This window comes from Paenibacillus oryziterrae, assembly GCF_042610485.1.
Classification (GTDB): domain Bacteria; phylum Bacillota; class Bacilli; order Paenibacillales; family Paenibacillaceae; genus Paenibacillus_AQ.
Genome location: NZ_JBGJZO010000002.1, coordinates 1 through 17,990, shown reverse-complemented (window position 1 = coordinate 17,990; position 17,990 = coordinate 1). Strand labels below are relative to the sequence as shown.

Below are 17,990 nucleotides of genomic sequence, written 5' to 3'. Positions count from 1 at the left end.
TCTACGGAAAAAGGCGGGTTATTCTATTGTCCTCTTATATTCAAAGAAACCATAGAGCGATTCTGGAGTGGGGACGGATGTTATCCATAGCAGGTCTGCTGACGGGTATGTATGCCTTGTTTGGGGGGAGCGGGCTTCTGTTCCTTTCTGTGGCAGCGGGTATTCTGCTGTCCGGCGGGCTGGCACTGTATGCCTTTGGACCCCGGGGCTTCAACATTAAACGTACTGTTACACCCGTTAGCACCATTGCCGGCAACACGGTGACGGTTAAGCTGCATGTTCGGTTTCGCTCATGGATTCCTCTGCCTTGGATGATCATTAAGGAGAGCTGGAGCGGAGGCAGCCATCGGGAGCTGCTGTTTCCCGGATTCCGGCGAACCTTTATCTTTACATATACCCTTTCGCAGCTTTCACGGGGTGAACACCGCCTGGAGAATTGCTGTATTAGCTGGGGTGATGTACCGGGATGGTTCACAGGCCGTAAACTTCTTGAAGGTGCATCATCCAGCTTCAAAGTGCTTCCAGCCCCCTTGTATTTTGGCAGAGAGAACTACCAGGATGTTAACTTGACTTGGGCAACGGTGTCTTCAGCCATGGGACGGGGCAAAGAGGAAGGTGCTGATATTCGCGAATATATCCCGGGTGATCCATTGAGCCGGATTCACTGGAAAAGCACTGCCCGCCACGGCTCCCTGCACAGCCGGATTCCGGAACGTGAAAGCGGGATGATCTGCATTGTTCTGGATCATGCGCCAAAGAGCTACGAAGTTCCGACAGGGAAGCTTGTTCCGCGCAGTGCAAGAGGGAGCATAATGCCAATGTTCGAGAAGGCAGTTTCTACAGCCGTTGGGCTCATGCTTACAGCAGAGCGTTCCGGTACTTATGTGCAATTGTTCAGCGGAGGTTGGCCGGAGGGTATGGCCAGGCATGAGGGCTTGGGCAAGATACCCGGAAGGGTGCTGCAGATCTTAACTGATATCAAGCCGGATAGCACCAGGTCCTTGCCGGAACTGCTGGAAGATGCCTCGCGGGCGATGATTCCCGGTATGAGTCTGTCCATTGTCACTGGTCTACTGGAGCCTGAAGCGGCAAAAGCTGTTGCCCGGCTGCTTATGCAGGGGGTTAAAGTAACTGTATATTACGGCTGGGATCAGCGGACACCGTTCACGGAACGTTCCCCGCTTGAACCAGGCCCTCCAGTGAAAGCCACCATTGGTGAAAGTCTGAAACGTCTGGGAGCGGAGCTGTATTGCCTTGAGCAGGCGCTGCCCGCTGGAGGCCGGAAGGAGGGAATTGCCAGTGAGTCAGTTGTGGCACCCGAGGTCCGGTAAAGAGAAAGCAGAAGATAGCCTACAGGAAGAGGAAAGCGTTCTACCAGTAAAGAAGAGCCAGCACAGGAGCTCCGATTACTTAGTAGCAGAGAATAGGGAAGAGAACAGCCGAGCCGGTAGCTGGGGGACAAGCCCCTTATTCTACCGCCTGCTGTTCTCTTTGGCTATTATGGGCCTCTTTATAGAGTGGCTTCTTCCGCTTTATCAAGTCAACATGGTAGATGAAACCCGCAGACTGCTGGCAGTTCTTGCAGGGACGTCAGGATTACTATTGTTGTGCGGATTGATTCAGCGGCCCTTCTGGCTGGGTGCATCTGCCCAGACGGTAGTGGCCGTACTGGTTTGGTTCGTTGCGTGTTCACAGGCCAATGGGAATTGGTTCAGGGATTACATTGCCGAAATCCCGGGTGACTTTATCTTGCTCTTCTCAGGTAGGGTTTCGGAGGTGAACACAGAAACACGACTTCTGATCTTATGTGCAGGCTGGAGCCTGCTGGTAGTTTCTGTCCAGCATTTGGCCCTTTACCGGAGCAGTACCTCGCTGTTCAGCGTGGTTACAGTGGTCTACTTACTTCTGCTGAACAGATTTCTGGAATTGGATACAAGTGTTCAGCTGGCTATATCGGCCGATCTGATTCTAGTTCTTCAAGGAATGTGCAGATTGCAGCTTTTGCAGGGGAAGAATCCAAGCGGCAGAATGACCTCGTTGCCGTATACCCGCTGGTGGATTGCGGCTGTTCTGTCGGCGACGATCATATCGGGAATGTCCTGGGCCGGGAAGGAATGGATCGGGCATCAGCAGGAGAAGGAGATATCACTGAAGCCGTCCGCACGATTTCTCCAGGCGTGGGGTGAAGAGGCTGAATTGAATACTTTTGCAGGAGAAAGTTCCGGGCTCACGGGCTACAGTTTATCTGAGGGGGAACTGGGCGCTCCACTTACTGGCAGTACAGAGCCTGTGTTTAAGGTTGAGAGCCGACTTTCCGCCTACATGAAGGGACAGAGCCTGGATCACTATGATGGCCGTCGCTGGGGCAAAAGTGCGGAGGGTCTTCTTCCGCTTAATTTGGCGGCTCTTCCGGAGAAGAGAGCTGCTTCAGCGTTGAGTACGGAAGACCGAATACTTACTCAGCGGGTACAATTCATGTCCCCTTCTATTAGTGGTCTTCCCTTGTTTAGCGCCGGCAGAGTATTGGATGTCCCCACGGTACAACTAGCAGACGGCAGCAGGCTGGGGTTCGTGTTCGCCAGTCAAGACAGGGAGGAGATAAGACTGCCTGAGACAACAAGTGCTTGGGGAATTACGGAATATACGGTGGTTTCACAGCTTCCGGAGACTGACCCGCAGGTGCTTAGACGTTTGACGGGCCTTGACCCGGAGGAGGTTCAGCGTATTTATCTGGAATTACCTGCTGCACTTCCTACGCGTGTTCGTGAGCTTGCAGATCGTTTAACCTCTTCGGCGGATAGCCGATATGATGCCGCAGTGTCTGTGATGAATTATTTAAAGACCCACTATACGTATACCCTGGATACCAAGGTGCCGCCTGCAGGTGCAGATTTCACCGACGACTTTCTGTTTGAGGTGACAAAGGGTTACTGCGTGCATTTTGCCACCGCTATGACGGTTCTGCTGCGCAGCGCTGATATTCCTGCCCGCTACGTCAAGGGGTACGGGCCTGGAACGCTGGAAGTGGGCTCAGTTCCGCCGCGTTATACGGTCACCCAGGGCGATGCGCATGCCTGGGTGGAGGTGTATTTCCCCGGCGCGGGGTGGGTTCCCTTCGACCCCACCCCTGCCGTGGCTGCGGCTTCCGCGCCGCCGCAGCCCGGATCCGCACCGCCGCTGGCTGCCGGCGCGGACGGCCTGCCCGCCCGGCTGCGCCAGGGCGGGCGGGCAGCAGCACCGCTCCCCGCGGCGCTGCTGCTGGTTCCCGCCGCCGCTTGGCGCTGGCGGCGGAGCCTGCGGCTGCTGCTGGCGAAGCGCAGCAGCAGCCCGGGGCCGGAGCAGCTGCGGGCCGCAGCCGCTCTGGCCTGGCACGGACTGGCGGCGCGCTATGGAGCGCCGCCGCCCGGGATGACCGGCAGGGAGTACGCAGACTCCCTGCCGGTCGACAACGCCGGACTGCGCGAAGCGGTCCGGCAGTTCGTACGCCAGTGGGAGACCCTGGCGTACAGCAGCCCATCCCGGGCGGCGGGGGCACCGCCGCCCGCCCCTCGGTCGGAGTCGTTCGGATCCGCCCCACCCGGATCCGCCCCTCAATCGTTGTCGTCCGGCTCCGTCTCGCCCGGATTCGCCCCTCAATCATTGTCGCCCGGCTCCGTCTCGCCCGGCTCCGTCCCTCAATCGTTGTCGTCCGAGTCTGCCCCGCCCGGTTCCGTGCCTCATTCGATGTCATCCGGCTCCGTCTCGCCACCCGGGTGCGATTCTCAATCGGCATCCAATTTCATCAGGGTCTGCCTGGATATCACGCTCCGCGTCACCTGATGAATGCCCTATGCATAAGGGGAATAGGCGAAATCCCCCTAAGAAAGCGCGTGCAAAAAATGCTTTTAAGCTAGGCCGCCACATTCCTTGACGGTGTTAATTATCCATGAGTATAATGAATCCAATAATCAAGGGAGGCACGTAATGAACAAGCCAAATGAAATGATCGTCGTTCTCGATTTTGGAGGACAATATAACCAACTTATCGCACGCAGAATCCGCGACCTGGGGGTATACAGCGAGCTGCTGCCGTACAATACGCCAATCGACAAGATCAAAGCACTATCGCCTAAGGGAATTGTATTCTCAGGTGGACCGAGCAGTGTATACGCTGAGGATGCACCGCATGTAGACCCGGCTGTTTATGATCTGGGCCTGCCTATTTTTGGTATTTGCTACGGCATGCAGCTGATGGCACACCAGCACGGCGGCAAGGTGGAGCGTTCCGCTAAACGTGAATACGGCAAAGCAGATGTTGATTTTGGACAAGGCTTCGCATTGACCTCCGGTCTGGATAGCCGTCAAACGGTATGGATGAGCCATGGCGACCATGTAGTGGAGCTACCTGCAGGTTTTACACTCGATGCCGGCACCGAAAGCGCACCGATCGCGGCCATGAGCCATACGGAACGGAAGTTATTTGCGGTTCAATTCCATCCTGAAGTACGTCACTCTGTACAAGGCAATGAGATGATCTCGAATTTCCTGTACAATGTCTGCGGCTGCGAAGGCAAATGGACAATGGAAACTTTCATAGAAGATGCGATTAAAGATATCCGGAACAAAGTCGGCGACAAAAAAGTGCTCTGCGCACTTTCCGGTGGTGTAGATTCCTCCGTTGTAGCCATGTTGATCCACCGTGCTATCGGCGATCAACTGACTTGCATGTTTATTGATCACGGCTTACTGCGCAAGGGTGAAGCAGAGAGTGTTATGGAGACTTTTGTGGGCAAATTCGATATTCACGTGGTGAAGATCGATGCACGCGAGCGTTTCCTTAGCAAGCTGGCTGGCGTTGAGGATCCTGAGCAGAAACGTAAAATCATCGGTAATGAGTTCATTTACTGCTTCGACGAAGAATCAGCCAAGCTGGGTGACTTTAGCTTCCTGGCTCAAGGAACGCTGTATACGGATATCGTCGAGAGCGGAACGGCTACAGCTCAGACCATCAAGTCCCACCACAATGTTGGCGGACTGCCGGAAGATATGAAATTCAGCCTGATCGAGCCGCTGAACACCTTGTTCAAGGATGAAGTCCGCAAGCTAGGCGAAGAGCTCGGTATGCCGCATGCTATTGTCTGGAGACAGCCTTTCCCGGGTCCGGGTCTTGCGATTCGCGTACTTGGAGAAGTTACAGAGGACAAGCTTACGATCGTTCGCGATTCCGATTATATTCTGCGTGAAGAAATCGCCAAAGCCGGTCTGGACCGGGAAATCTGGCAGTATTTCACCGCATTGCCGAACATGAAGAGTGTTGGTGTTATGGGGGATGAGCGCACGTATTCTTACACGGTAGGCATTCGCGCAGTAACCTCCATCGACGGGATGACCGCTGACTGGGCACGTATCCCTTGGGATGTGCTGGAGAAAATCTCCGTACGTATCGTCAACGAAGTGGAGAACGTAAACCGTATCGTGTATGACGTGACCTCGAAACCGCCAGCAACCATCGAGTGGGAATAGACTGGGGACATTAATGTCGTCAATCACTTGGATTCCTTGATTCCAAAAGAGTCCGGACGATGACGGCAGTGAAACTCTGCCTACACCTGCAACATTAGTGTGAAAAACTCACTCTCTTTTATCTGCGTTATTTCGCAAATAGAAGGGAGTGTTTTTTTTGGCCAAAATTGAAGAACTGTATAGGCTGATCTAAAGGCCCAAACATCCATCGGATTTCACATCCAGTTTATGGATGTATATGATATAATGCTCTATTGATATGAATTGTTGGTAGCGAGCCTTCTTGTTACTAAGCTCATTCATCCAAAAAATATTGAGGTGCATAATGAAAAAATTGATAGCAGGTATTATTATTGGAGTGGCTTTGACGGCAACGACGAATGTATTCGCGGATTCAATTAAAGAATACATACTTACGAAGGCTGATTATCCCATCATGGTAAACGGACAGAAATATCAGAATACAGATTTACCGGTGCTGAGCTATAAAGGCAGTACTTATATGCCATTAAAGGCAGTCGGTGAGGTCTTGGGGGTTTCTGCAGCATGGAACAATACTATGCAAAGAGTAGAGATTAGTGGCAGCGGTTCCAATGTTGCAGTTAATGGATCTCAGACTCAGTCAACCCCAACCAATCAAACATCGGGCAGCAGTACATCACCAGCCAAGCCGGAACTACTGAAGAACTATTTATCCGGCACATCGGTGCCTGCTATTAAGTATCAGGGCGTAGTTTATTTGCCTTTAGTAGGCGGATTGAATAAATATGATGTTAATTTAAAAAAGATTCCCGTTCCCGATAGTTCAATCGTTGAATTTGCACGCAGCAATATTCAAGTGAAATTGAGCAGTAAAATGACGAGTGGCGATGATGGCTTTTTTTATGAAGGAAGTATTTATCTTAAGGAAAGCCTATTTGCAGCAGCCAGCAAAGAATCTGTTGCTTACATCGAGCAACTTAAACAATCGCTGGACCAAAGTTATGATTTGTTTAAAAAAGTGTTTCCGGTTACTAACAAGAGACTGGAAGAAGACAATGACATCAGAACTGAGGTCACTCACACCGATCTTGATGTGGAGACCTTTTTCACATGGTGGAATGGACTTGGAGATAAGAGAAAGCAGTACACTGAAGAGTATGCAAAGGAATTGCAGAAGCTGAATCCTGACCATCCAATTACATTACTGGTGCAGTATAGTAATTCTAAGTACTTTTTACTTAGTGCGTCAGATATTAATGAAACTGGGAAAGTTACATACTCTAATGTGTCTAAAATCGCGAACCCAAATCCTGATCAAAGCAGCATCAAATAACAGAGTCATCCCATATACAAACTTCTGGTCCCTCAGGAATTAGCTGGATGCTGATTGGGTATGTTAAAGAGACTACAATCTCTTTGACAATCGAAAAATGGAGGATTTACGAACGATTATAAAAACCTGACGAATAATGTTCGTTTTTACCATTGACAAGTCATGTCATGTACACCTAAAATGAGAAAGCAAACAACATAATCATTCGTATAATTCCAGGGATTGGCCTGGGAGTTTCTACGAGGTCACCGTAATGACCTGGCTACGATTAAGAAGAGAATCCTGTGAGTTCGCCGTCTTCAACTGGCGTTGTCAGGGAAGCTACTCTTTTTTTCGGCCGGTGTCTAACAAGACTCCGGCTTTTTGTTGCTGCCACAACAACCAACACACCTTAGGGGGAGAACAAATTGGATCGCTTTTTCAAATTGAAAGAGAATGGTACTACGATTCGCACAGAGATTATGGCCGGCTTGACCACTTTTATGGCAATGGCTTATATTCTGTCGGTAAATCCCGGAACGCTGACGGCTTTTGGCCGCATCGACATGGGCTGGTACTCCGTATTTTTGGCTACAGCTTTAGCAGGAGGTATCTTCACTATCGCAATGGGCCTGTTCATAAACTTCCCGGTAGCATTGGCACCAGGGATGGGGCTTAACGCTTACTTCGCATCCGTTGTTCTGTCCTCTGCGACAACAGGTAAAGAGTTTACCTGGCAGATGGGTTTGACGGCTGTATTCATCTCCGGTTTGATCTTCATTCTGCTCACCGTAACAAGAGTGCGCCAGATTCTGCTGGAAGCTATTCCAGACAGTCTGAAGCATGCCATTACAGTAGGTATCGGACTTTTCATTACCATTATCGGTCTGAAGAACAGTGGAATTATGACCGTCGGCGTTGAAGCTGGCGCTGATATTAAAGCTAACACATTTACAGATGTTCTTTCTTTCGAAACCGTTATTCATATGGGCAGCCTGGAAAATACAGGCGTTCAATTGGCTATTATCGGCCTGCTGCTAATCTCCATCCTTATGGTGCTGAAGGTTCGCGGTGCAATCCTTTTCGGTATTCTCGGTACTACTCTGGCAGGTATCCTGATGGGCGCAGTTGATTTCAGCAGCTTGTCCAATCCGCAGACTCCATGGGTTCCGGATCTGACACAACTCAACTTCTTCGAATTTGACTGGGACGGCATTATGCATACCGGTATCGTTTCTGCTATCGCCACATTTACCTTTGTAGAATTGTTTGATACGTTTGGAACACTGGTGGGAACTGCGCAGCGCGCAGGTATTATGGACAATCCTGAAGAGGGCAAGAAGCGCGTAGGCAAGGCGATGTTCGTTGATGCCGTTGCAGTAGCGGGTGGAGCGGTACTCGGTACTTCCACAACTACAGCTTATGTGGAAAGCGCTGCGGGAGTAGCTGAAGGCGGCCGTACAGGTCTGACTGCTGTAACTACCGGCGTATGCTTCCTGCTTGCTTTGTTCCTGGCTCCTGTCGTTGCCCTGATTCCAGGATCGGCAACAGCTGCAGCACTGATTATTGTCGGTGTACTGATGGCGCAATCGATCCGTCAAATTGACTTCGATGACCTGGTTGTAGCTATTCCGGCGTTCTTGACCTTTGCAATCATGCCTTTCACTTACAACATCGCGAACGGTATTTCCTTCGGTATCGTAACTTATGTTATTCTTGCTTTTGTTGCCAACCTTGGCGGCAAGAAAAAATATGATATCCACTGGATGATGTGGGTGCTCGCGGTTCTGATTATCCTTCGTTATGTGCTGATCGGAAGCCAGGGTTAAGCCTGCTGAACTACAAGATCTGATTAACAGCCAGCCCCGCCTAGCGGGGGCTGGCTGTTTGACGTTCGAAGACTTTTCTTCATTCGGGTTTTAGATTATATTGTTGAAGAGGTGATGCACGTTGAAAGGCATTGTCGGCAGGTGGATTCGTGCCTGCAGAGCTAATCCGTTGCCGGTCGTTTTTTTTCTAATAGGTGCGGTGGTCCGGCTTCTTTACATAGGTTCTATACCGGGAGGTCTTAATCAGGATGAAGCATCCATTGGTTATGACGCCTACGCTATTCTACATTACGGAATCGACAGAAACGGGATTTCTCTGCCCATCCATCTGATCTCTTGGGGGAGCGGGCAAAATGCGCTATATGCATATCTGTCAATTCCATTTATCTGGTTATTCGGCTTAACTCCGCTGTCTGTGCGGGCCGTTAGCATTGTCATGGGTTTGATTGGAATGCTTTTGTTTTATCTTTGTGCTAAAGCTGTTTTTAAATCTCCGTTAGCAGGAACGACAGCCATGTTCTTTATTGCCATTAATCCCTGGCATATGATGATGTCCAGGTGGGCGCTGGAGTCCAATATTTTCCCAACCCTGATACTTATTGCTGTGTATTGTTTACTTCGATCAATCCAGTCGCCGAAATGGGCTTATGGCTTTACGGTTTTTGCCGCTATGTCGCTGTATGCCTATGGGACAGCCTATTTTTTTGTGCCGGTGTTTGTTCTGTGTGCCGCTGTTTATCTACTATATAAAAGAGTGCTGACAATACGGATTGTATTTTGGAATGCATTGCTGTTTGCCTTTTTGGCTGTGCCTATTCTATTATTTATTATGATCAATCACTGGAATCTTCAGGGAATTACATTGCCCTTTATGTCTATTCCAAGGTTAACCATGCCGCGAGTGGAGGAGATATCCTCGGTGTTTGGGGGAGATTTACTTTCGGCGGCCGGTGCTAATTTCCAGGTCTTTCTTAAGCTGCTGATCAGCGGAGGGGACGGATTAGCGCATAATACAATTGAACCGTTTGGTTTTGCTTATCCTATTGCGCTGCCTTTTGCCCTGATGGGCTTGATCGTAATGACACGTTCATTATTTCTCAGCACAGGGGAGTCAGTGCCTGAAGCTTTGGTGCTGATATGGATAACAACTTCAGTAGGTATGGCATTTATAACCGAAGTGAATGTGAACCGGATGAATATCTTTTTTTATCCGTTCTTACTACTTGTGGTCCAAGGTTTTCTATGGCTATTTCACAAGGCCAAACCAGCAGGGATTATCTCGGCAGTAGCATTCAGCTTATGTTTTGCATTATTCACAATGGTATATTTCCGTGACTATCCACAGAGTATCGATCCAGCCTTTTACCAGTCCTTTGGTGAGGCGGTGCAGTATGCTTCGGAAGAGAGTGAAGGCAAGGTATACGTCACTGATCATGTGAATATGCCGTACATCTATGTCCTCTTTTATGAGAAAATTAATCCACATGATTTCGCAGCTACGGTGGAGTATGTGAACCCGGGAGAAGCGTTTCAGCGTGTTTCTTCATTCGGCAAATATGTTTTTGGGCAACCTGGCATAACCTTGGGGGAGAAAGCCGCTTATATTTTCTGGAACGGTGATAATCTTCCTGCGGTGAACGGTGAATATTTAATCCGGAGGTTCGCGAATTATACCGTTATTATTACGCGGTAGAAACAAGTAACACGTTCATAATACCGGCAGAAGGCGCCGGACTACATGGGTGAGGTGAGGACTTAGCAATGTCAACCAATAAACGTACGGCTGCAATCGTTATTCTAATGCTTTTTTTGTTTGTTTTTCCCGTTAATGGTGCATTTGCCGCTGGGAATCTAGTGCAGAATCCTGGCTTTGAAGACGTGAACGAAGAGGCACCTTTGGGATGGACAAGAGATGCCTGGATCGCCGGAGATGCTTCCGGTCTGATATCCGTGCAATCGGCAGAGGTTCATACCGGCAGCCAGGCTGCAGTGATCGAGAATCTGGAGCCCAACCATTTGAAATGGGTTCAGAATGTTGCCGTATCACCGGACAGCTATTATAAAATCTCCGGCTGGGTTAAGGTTGCAAGCACCCAAGGCACTGGCTTCGGCGCCAATGTTTTTGTAGTCGGTCTTGGCAGTGGATATCCTAGCACAGTGGATTCAGGCGGAGACTGGCAATACCTTGAATTCTACGGTCAGACAGGACCGGAGCAGAATGAAGTCGGGATTGGTGTCAGTCTCGGCGGATATGCCAATCTGATAGCTGGTAAAGCCTATTTTGACGATATAGCGGTCGAACAACTGGATGCTGCACCGGAAGGTGTGGATATTGTTTCGCTGGATGTTGGCACGGTAGATCAGGGAGGTGACAGCGCGGATGCTCCGCATAAGGTATCACCAGCGAAGATTCTCTTAATCTCATCCCTATTTACCGTATTTTTTGTTTTATTGTACCGTCAAGCGTTCCGGAGCCGCAGATGGCTTGGTCAATCGGATGCAAGCTATACATTATGGTTCGTGGCTGCAATGGCAACGGCGCTGATTCTGCGCATATGGATCGGGCTTACGGCCCAAGGCTACATCAATGACATGAATACTTTTATTGCCTGGGGACAACGCCTCGTGGACATGGGTCCGGGTAAATTCTATGAAGAAGGTTACTTTGCTGATTATCCTCCGGGTTATCTCTACATATTATATTTGCTTAGTCTGATACGGGGTGGACTTGGTCTTACGCATGGCTCATCTGGAGAGAATCTGCTCTTCAAGCTGCCTGCCATCATATCCGACCTTGTGCTAGGTTATATGCTGTACAAAGTCGGACGCAAAAAATTAGGCCAGGGCCTTGCCTTTGGTTTAATGCTGCTGTTTCTGTTTAACCCTGCCGTACTTATTAATTCCTCCGCATGGGGGCAGGCAGATTCCTTCTTTCTGATCTTCCTGCTTCTTAGCATCCGCTGGGCTTCAGATAAAGCTTTTGTTCGCTCGGCGATTTGGTTTGCGCTGGCGGTGCTGATCAAGCCGCAGGCACTAATTTTCACACCGGTGCTCTTGTTCGCGTTCTATCACCACCGGGCATGGAAGCAGCTTGCTGTTGGCGCGTTGTACGGGCTGGGCACATTTTTGCTGCTGGCAGCACCATTTTTCTGGAATAACGGAGGAATCCCGGGGCTTGTCTCTCTATATAAAGCCACTTTATCCTCCTATCCGTACTCTTCAGTAAATGCGTTTAATCTGTACGCGTTGACGGACCCGCTATGGTCTTCGCTGGATTTAACCTGGCTGGGGATCACCTATCGGGTTTGGGGTTTCATCTTCATCTTAGCTGCGGTAGCTCTGGCGGTATTCTTTTCCTTTAAAAAAGACCGTCAGGATCTCTCCAAATCCTATTTTCTAGGCATGGTGCTGATTGTTGTTGTGTTTGTTCTCGGCACCAAGATGCATGAGCGATACCTGTTCCCGGTGCTGATTCTGTGCTGCTTTAGCTTTATCCAGAGCAGAGACCGGCGATTCCTGCAGCTGCTCCTGGGATTCAGTCTGACCCAATATATTAATGTAGCCTATACCCTGGCCCACTTAAACGAAGGCATTAATCCCGGGTCAGATGGAATTGTACTCGTGACATCCATAGCGAATATCGCGCTCTTAGGGTATTTGCTCTACATTGGATATCAGGTTTATGTACTTAAAGACACCAAGTCATTGCAGCCCCCTGTTACAACGGAGGACTTGATTGCAGAAGATCTAAATACGATAGAGGATATTCGCCCGTTCGCAGGTAGTGGCAGCGGAAGCAGGCTGAAGCTTCAGCGGCGGGATTGGACCTGGATGCTTGGCATTACAGCTGTCTATGCTGCAATTGCCTTGTTCCAGCTGGGCAACACGAAATCACCGGAGACGTTGTGGAAGACGGCTTCCATCGGCGAAAGCTTTTATGTGGATCTGGGCCAGAGCAAACAGCTGGAGCGCGTGAACATTTTCGGCGGTGCCGGCACCGGCAAGTTCAAACTGGAATTCGGTGAAACGCCGGATGTCTGGGGAAGTCCGCTTGAAGTCAACGAGGATGTAGGCAACGTGTTTGTCTGGAAAAGCCAGCCGCTTAACGTCGCTGCACGTTACGTGAAGCTTACGGTAACTGAATCGCCTGGATTTGCCCTGCATGAAATGGCCTTTTATGAACAGGGGGGGGGAACAACTCCACTTCAGGTGGCATCTGTGATTCCGGATCCTGAGGCTGTGCCAACAAAGGGAAGCCCGTCCAATCTGTTCGACGAACAGTCCCTCATTCCGGCCAACTCCGGGTTTATGAACGGAACCTATTTTGATGAAATCTATCATGCACGCACCGCTTATGAATATACTCATGGCATTGTGCCTTATGAGAATACCCATCCGCCGCTCGGTAAGCTGCTTATTGCTGTTGGTATGGAACTGTTTGGAGTAACTCCTTTCGGTTGGCGGATTATCGGAACCCTGTTCGGAATTGCGATGCTGCCGCTGATCTATCTGATGGCTTTCCGCTTGTTCGGAAAAAGCACATACGCAGCTCTGGCAGCCGGTTTGTTCGCTCTGGATTTCATGCATTTTACACAGACACGGATTTCAACGATCGATGTGTACGGCGTCTTTTTCATCATGCTGATGTTCTATTTCATGCAGCGCTATTTCACGATGAATTTCTATCGGGTTCCGCTCTGGAGAACACTGGTCCCGTTGTTCTGGTCCGGTCTGTTCTTCGGCATAGGTGTGGCCTCTAAGTGGATCGTTCTTTACGGAGGAGCAGGGCTGGCGGTTATGCTGGCATTGTCATTATTCGGGCGGTATAAGGAATACCGGGCTGCGGGACGGCTGCTCGCCGAGGGGAAGGTCGGAGATCAGGAGCTTAAGAACGCCGGGCAGACAGCGATACAATCGTTCTGGAAAAACACCATAATAACCTTGCTCAGCTGCATCGTGTTTTTTGTGCTAATTCCGCTTGTGGTATACGGCCTGTCCTTTATTCCCGTCCTGAATGTGACGGCTGAAGGGTATACCATCAAGGGACTGATCGAAGCCCAGAAAAACATGTATGATTACCATAGCCAGCTTGTCGCTACACATCCGTTCTCATCTTCATGGTGGCAGTGGCCGTTCATGAAACGTCCGGTCTGGTTCTTCAGCGGTGGTGAAGGCCTGCCCGCAGGCCAGGCTAGCAGTATTGTTACCATGGGTAATCCGCTTATCTGGTGGACCGGCATATTCACCATGCTTGGAACGTTATGGATTACGGTAAGACGTAAGGACAAGAATCTGTACATGATCTGGATAGCTTTCTTTTCGCAATATGTGCCATGGATGCTTGTTCCGCGCGAAACATTCCTTTACCATTATTTTGCCATGGTGCCGTTTATGATTCTTGGTATTGTATATGTAATGAAGCTGCTCGATGGCAAATATACGGGAGCCCGTTACTTGAGGTATGCTTTTGTAATAGCAGCTGTACTGCTATTTATCGCATTTTATCCCGTATTGTCAGGAATGCAGGTTAGCAGCGGATATATAACCAGCTTCCTGCGGTGGTTCCCGACCTGGGTATTCTAGCCATATAGAACTTGAACTTGAGCATGTTGCTTGTAACATTCTCAAGTTCATCTTATGTAGACTGAAAGTTTGAGGAGGTAGCAAATGAAGGCCAGATATAGTGTAATTATTCCTATGTATAATGAGGAAGAAGTGATTGCCCACACCTACGCGCGTTTAAAAACAGTTATGGACGGATGCGGGGATTCATACGAGCTGGTGTTTGTGAACGACGGCAGCCGCGACCGCACCGCAGAGATTATGCGGGAGATCAGCAGCCAGGATGAGAATGTGAGATTGATCGATTTCTCACGCAACTTCGGCCATCAGGTTGCAATTACAGCAGGTATGGATTATTCCGAAGGGCAGGCGGTTGTCGTCATTGACGCCGATCTTCAGGACCCGCCCGAGGTCATCCTGCAGATGATCTCCAAGTGGAAAGAAGGATATGAGGTCGTCTACGCCAAACGGCTGAAGCGCCACGGCGAGACCTTTTTCAAAAAAGCTACAGCCAAGCTCTTTTACCGCCTGCTCCGCAGCATGACCAGTGTGGAGATCCCTACGGATACCGGCGATTTCCGTCTGATTGACCGTAAAGTGTGCGATGTCCTGAGAGGACTTAAAGAGAAGAATCGTTATGTCCGGGGACTGGTGAGCTGGGTAGGTTTCCGTCAGACCATGGTCGAGTACGTACGTGAGGAGCGTTTTGCAGGTGAGACGAAATATCCGCTGAAGAAAATGATCAGCTTTGCACTGGACGGCATCACCTCCTTCTCTTACAAACCGCTGAAGATCGCCTCCTATGTCGGTTTTTTTCTAGCCTTCAGCAGCTTTATCTATTTGTTCTTCGTCTTATTCCAGAGACTGTTCACCGACTGGACCATACCGGGATGGACTTCCATCGTAGGTGTGAACCTGCTGTTTAACGGTATTGTACTTATGCTGCTCGGAATTATGGGTGAATATATCGGACGGATTTATGATGAATCCAAAGACCGTCCGCTTTATATTGTGCGTGAGACCAGAGGGTATCAGAGTGTGGAAGAAGAGGAGTTCCGGAAGGGCGATCACGATGTCCGATAATCATCTGCGGTCCGCATTTATCCAATTCCTTAAATTCAACGCCGTGGGCTTATTGAACACCCTGATTGATTTTGCTGTATTCACCTTGCTTCACTCCTTAGGCATGGCGTATGCAGCCGCGCAAGTAATCTCTTACAGTGCGGGTACGGCTAACAGCTTTATTTTGAATAAAAAAGTGACCTTTCGTGACCGGGATCGCGGCAATGCAGAAGGGTTTGATCGTAAACAGCTATTTAAGTTTATTGCGCTGAATCTGGCGGTTCTAGGTATATCTTTAGTGCTGATGCACTTGCTAAGTGATATATGGGGTATTCAAATCATAGTCGCTAAGGTACTGGTGACTTTTGTAACGGTGATTATCAACTTTTTCGGCAGCCGCAAGTGGGTTTTTTGAAGTTTGATTATAAAGCCGGAGGGGGCGTGCGGATATGATGCGTAAATTTTCCTATGCACTAATCGTTTGCGGAATATTGCTTCTTCTGTACCCTCGGGCTAATGAGTGGTATAACGACCGACAGCAGCAGAAGCTGCTCGATGAGGCACAGCAAAGCTTTCAGGAACCGGCCGATACACCGGATGCTGACTTGGAATCGAGATATGCACAGGTGTCGGAGCTACTGGCAGAGGAATCCCTATTAGATGAACAAACACAGACTGAAGGGGAGCAACCCGCTCCAAATGAACCGGAAATCGGCGGTAAAGTTATTGCAGTCATTCAAATCGGCAAAATTGATCTGATGCTCCCCGTGCTGGAAGGTGCCACTAAGGCTAACATGAAGCATGCAGCAGCCCATATGAAAGAAACGACGTCGCTTGGCGAAGTCGGAAATGCTGCAATTGCCGCACATAGAGCGAGAACAACGGGGAGACTGTTCAACCGGTTGAATGAAGTAGCGATTGGAGACACAATCACAGTCAAGACTAAAGATCAGACGCTCGAGTATGTAGTTTACGATATTACTGTAGTGAAACCGACTGATCTTTCTGTTCTGAAACCCAACGGGAAGGATAAAATTCTCACGCTGATTACTTGCGATCCGCTTGTGAATCCGACCCATCGGCTTATTGTTCATGCCAAGCTGCCCTAAAGGCGTATCTGAGGACACAAACTTTTAAATTTTACTATAAATAAATGGAAGACCGCCGAACTATCTATTGATAAAACTGGTAGTTATGATACTATAATAGTAGAAAGCTAAGCACGACAATGGCAAACCTGTTGAAAGACAGGGACGCAAAGCTACAGGGCCTTCCCGTATGGATGGCAGCCAGCTACCGAATGATGAGGCTTTTTTTGTTTGTTCCATTTCATTTATGATGTTGTCGCAGTGAAAGATAGAACAGATAAAGCTTATACGATAACGGCAAACCTATCGAAAGATAGGGACGCAAAGCTATAGGGCCTTTCCCCAAGGGATGGCAGCCAGCTACCGAAAGGGGTTTTATCCATGAAAAAGGTTTATTTTATGCTTCTGACGTTACTGGTGATGGTTACTTCCATCCAAGTTACGACTGCACAAGCTGCAACAACCGATTCCCAGTGGTTAAGCACAGCGAACTTATCCGAGGGTGTAATTGGTATTGATTATAGTGTTCCGAAAGACAAGCGCACGAAACTGATGATCACCAAGGACAACTCAAGCTATACTTATAACTTGTATGCTTCTGAGCAATCGGAGGACTTTCCCCTTCAACAGGGTAACGGTACCTATAAAGTTACCATTCTTGAGAATACTACCGGCAACAAATATAGAACAGTATATTCGGATGAAGTAGAGTTATCTCTCACCAACACAAACGTTGTTTACCTGAATTCCGTTCAAAATATTAAATGGAGTTCCTCAGATAAAGCGATTCAACAAGCCCAGCAGCTTACACAAGGCTTGTCTACAGATGAAGCCAAAGTAAAAGCTATTTATAATTACGTCGTTAAAAATGTACAATATGATTATACGCTCGCATCTTCCATACCTACGGATTATATCCCTAGTATAGATAAGACCCTTACCGGTAAGAAAGGAATTTGCTACGACTACTCTTCATTATTTGCCGCAATGCTCCGCAGTGTAGATATTCCGGCTAAGCTGGTTATGGGCAAGACGAGCTATGTTACTGAATATCATGCATGGAATGAAGTGTTGTTGAATGGTAAATGGGTTACTATCGATACTACAGTAGATGCCGGAATGATTAAAAATAAGAAGACAGTGGAACTAATCAAAAGCGCTACTAAATACAGCACAGCTAAAGTCTATTAATATCCACAATAATCGTAATAGTTAATGATATAGATAAACAATCGGCTTGATCTTTAAGCAGGTTGTTTTTTTATTTTATTAAAGAGTTGCATTTCTGATTAAAATTGAGGTATTATAAGAAAGCGCTATTAAAGTAAGAAGAACTTGATATAACGATTGAAAGAAAGTCGTATATCAAAAAAAGCTTGCGTATGTATCGCATACATGGTATATTCTTATTCCGGCCAAGAAATACGGATGCATCGCTCGAAAGAAACTTGAAAAAAAGAGCTTGCATTGAACGGCTGGATGTGATATATTATAAGAGTTGCTGGTGACGAGATAATCACCGACAACGAGAACTTGATCTTTGAAAACTGAACAACGAGTGAGTGGGGTTTTACGAAAGTAAAATCCAAAACTGATGGATTTCATCGCGTGTTTCACGCTTTCGAAATTCCATCGTGAGAATGAAAATTCTCG

11 protein-coding genes and 3 riboswitches are annotated in these 17,990 nt (G+C 48.6%); all 11 genes read left to right on the top strand.

Features of this window, described 5'->3' with window-relative positions; translation table 11 throughout:
* Positions 1-26: 26 nt before the first annotated feature.
* The 11 genes from ACAN55_RS02450 (at position 27) to ACAN55_RS02400 (ending at position 17,528) form a co-directional block, all read left to right on the top strand.
* Complete coding sequence (locus ACAN55_RS02450; protein ID WP_379127619.1) at positions 27-1,331, top strand: DUF58 domain-containing protein; 1,305 nt, start codon at positions 27-29, stop codon at positions 1,329-1,331.
* Positions 1,300-3,819 carry a DUF4129 domain-containing transglutaminase family protein gene (locus tag ACAN55_RS02445; RefSeq protein ID WP_379127616.1) on the top strand — a complete coding sequence of 840 codons (2,520 nt, stop codon included), beginning with the start codon at positions 1,300-1,302 and terminating at the stop codon, positions 3,817-3,819. The genes ACAN55_RS02450 and ACAN55_RS02445 overlap by 32 nt, the downstream gene beginning before the upstream one ends.
* Before the next feature lie 144 nt (positions 3,820-3,963).
* A complete protein-coding gene (gene guaA, locus ACAN55_RS02440) occupies positions 3,964-5,502 on the top strand; it encodes a glutamine-hydrolyzing GMP synthase (RefSeq protein WP_379127613.1) in 1,539 nt (512 codons plus the stop codon).
* Positions 5,503-5,827: 325 nt separating this feature from the next.
* A complete protein-coding gene (locus tag ACAN55_RS02435; RefSeq protein ID WP_379127610.1) occupies positions 5,828-6,817 on the top strand; it encodes a stalk domain-containing protein in 990 nt (329 codons plus the stop codon).
* Positions 6,818-7,002: 185 nt separating this feature from the next.
* Positions 7,003-7,102: riboswitch (purine riboswitch) on the top strand.
* Between the two features lie 122 nt (positions 7,103-7,224).
* Complete coding sequence (locus tag ACAN55_RS02430; protein WP_379127607.1) at positions 7,225-8,625, top strand: NCS2 family permease; 1,401 nt, start codon at positions 7,225-7,227, stop codon at positions 8,623-8,625.
* Between the two features lie 121 nt (positions 8,626-8,746).
* Entirely contained in the window at positions 8,747-10,318 is a 1,572-nt protein-coding gene (locus ACAN55_RS02425; RefSeq protein ID WP_379127605.1) for a glycosyltransferase family 39 protein, read from the top strand.
* Positions 10,319-10,386: 68 nt separating this feature from the next.
* Entirely contained in the window at positions 10,387-14,208 is a 3,822-nt protein-coding gene (locus tag ACAN55_RS02420) for a glycosyltransferase family 39 protein (RefSeq protein WP_379127603.1), read from the top strand.
* 84 nt (positions 14,209-14,292) lie between these two features.
* Positions 14,293-15,270, top strand: a complete 978-nt coding sequence (locus tag ACAN55_RS02415; RefSeq protein ID WP_379127599.1) for a glycosyltransferase family 2 protein — start codon at positions 14,293-14,295, stop codon at positions 15,268-15,270.
* The gene (locus ACAN55_RS02410; RefSeq protein ID WP_379127597.1) at positions 15,260-15,664 is read left to right on the top strand and encodes a GtrA family protein; all 405 of its coding nucleotides are present in this window, start codon (positions 15,260-15,262) and stop codon (positions 15,662-15,664) included. Before ACAN55_RS02415 ends, ACAN55_RS02410 begins: the two co-directional genes overlap by 11 nt.
* Before the next feature lie 37 nt (positions 15,665-15,701).
* Positions 15,702-16,358, top strand: a complete 657-nt coding sequence (locus ACAN55_RS02405; protein ID WP_379128664.1) for a class D sortase — start codon at positions 15,702-15,704, stop codon at positions 16,356-16,358.
* Between the two features lie 111 nt (positions 16,359-16,469).
* Positions 16,470-16,550, top strand: a riboswitch (cyclic di-GMP riboswitch).
* 73 nt (positions 16,551-16,623) lie between these two features.
* Positions 16,624-16,705, top strand: a riboswitch (cyclic di-GMP riboswitch).
* 13 nt (positions 16,706-16,718) lie between these two features.
* Complete coding sequence (locus ACAN55_RS02400) at positions 16,719-17,528, top strand: transglutaminase-like domain-containing protein (RefSeq protein WP_379127594.1); 810 nt, start codon at positions 16,719-16,721, stop codon at positions 17,526-17,528.
* Positions 17,529-17,990 lie beyond the last annotated feature (462 nt).

Bases quoted from the DNA above. Each gene is read 5' to 3' on its own strand.
- ACAN55_RS02400 (WP_379127594.1), top strand. From the start codon at position 16,719: ATGAAAAAGGTTTATTTTATGCTTCTGACGTTACTGGTGATGGTTACT.
- ACAN55_RS02415 (WP_379127599.1), top strand. From the start codon at position 14,293: ATGAAGGCCAGATATAGTGTAATTATTCCTATGTATAATGAGGAAGAA.
- ACAN55_RS02405 (WP_379128664.1), top strand. From the start codon at position 15,702: ATGCGTAAATTTTCCTATGCACTAATCGTTTGCGGAATATTGCTTCTT.
- guaA (WP_379127613.1), top strand. From the start codon at position 3,964: ATGAACAAGCCAAATGAAATGATCGTCGTTCTCGATTTTGGAGGACAA.
- ACAN55_RS02410 (WP_379127597.1), top strand. From the start codon at position 15,260: ATGTCCGATAATCATCTGCGGTCCGCATTTATCCAATTCCTTAAATTC.
- ACAN55_RS02435 (WP_379127610.1), top strand. From the start codon at position 5,828: ATGAAAAAATTGATAGCAGGTATTATTATTGGAGTGGCTTTGACGGCA.
- ACAN55_RS02420 (WP_379127603.1), top strand. From the start codon at position 10,387: ATGTCAACCAATAAACGTACGGCTGCAATCGTTATTCTAATGCTTTTT.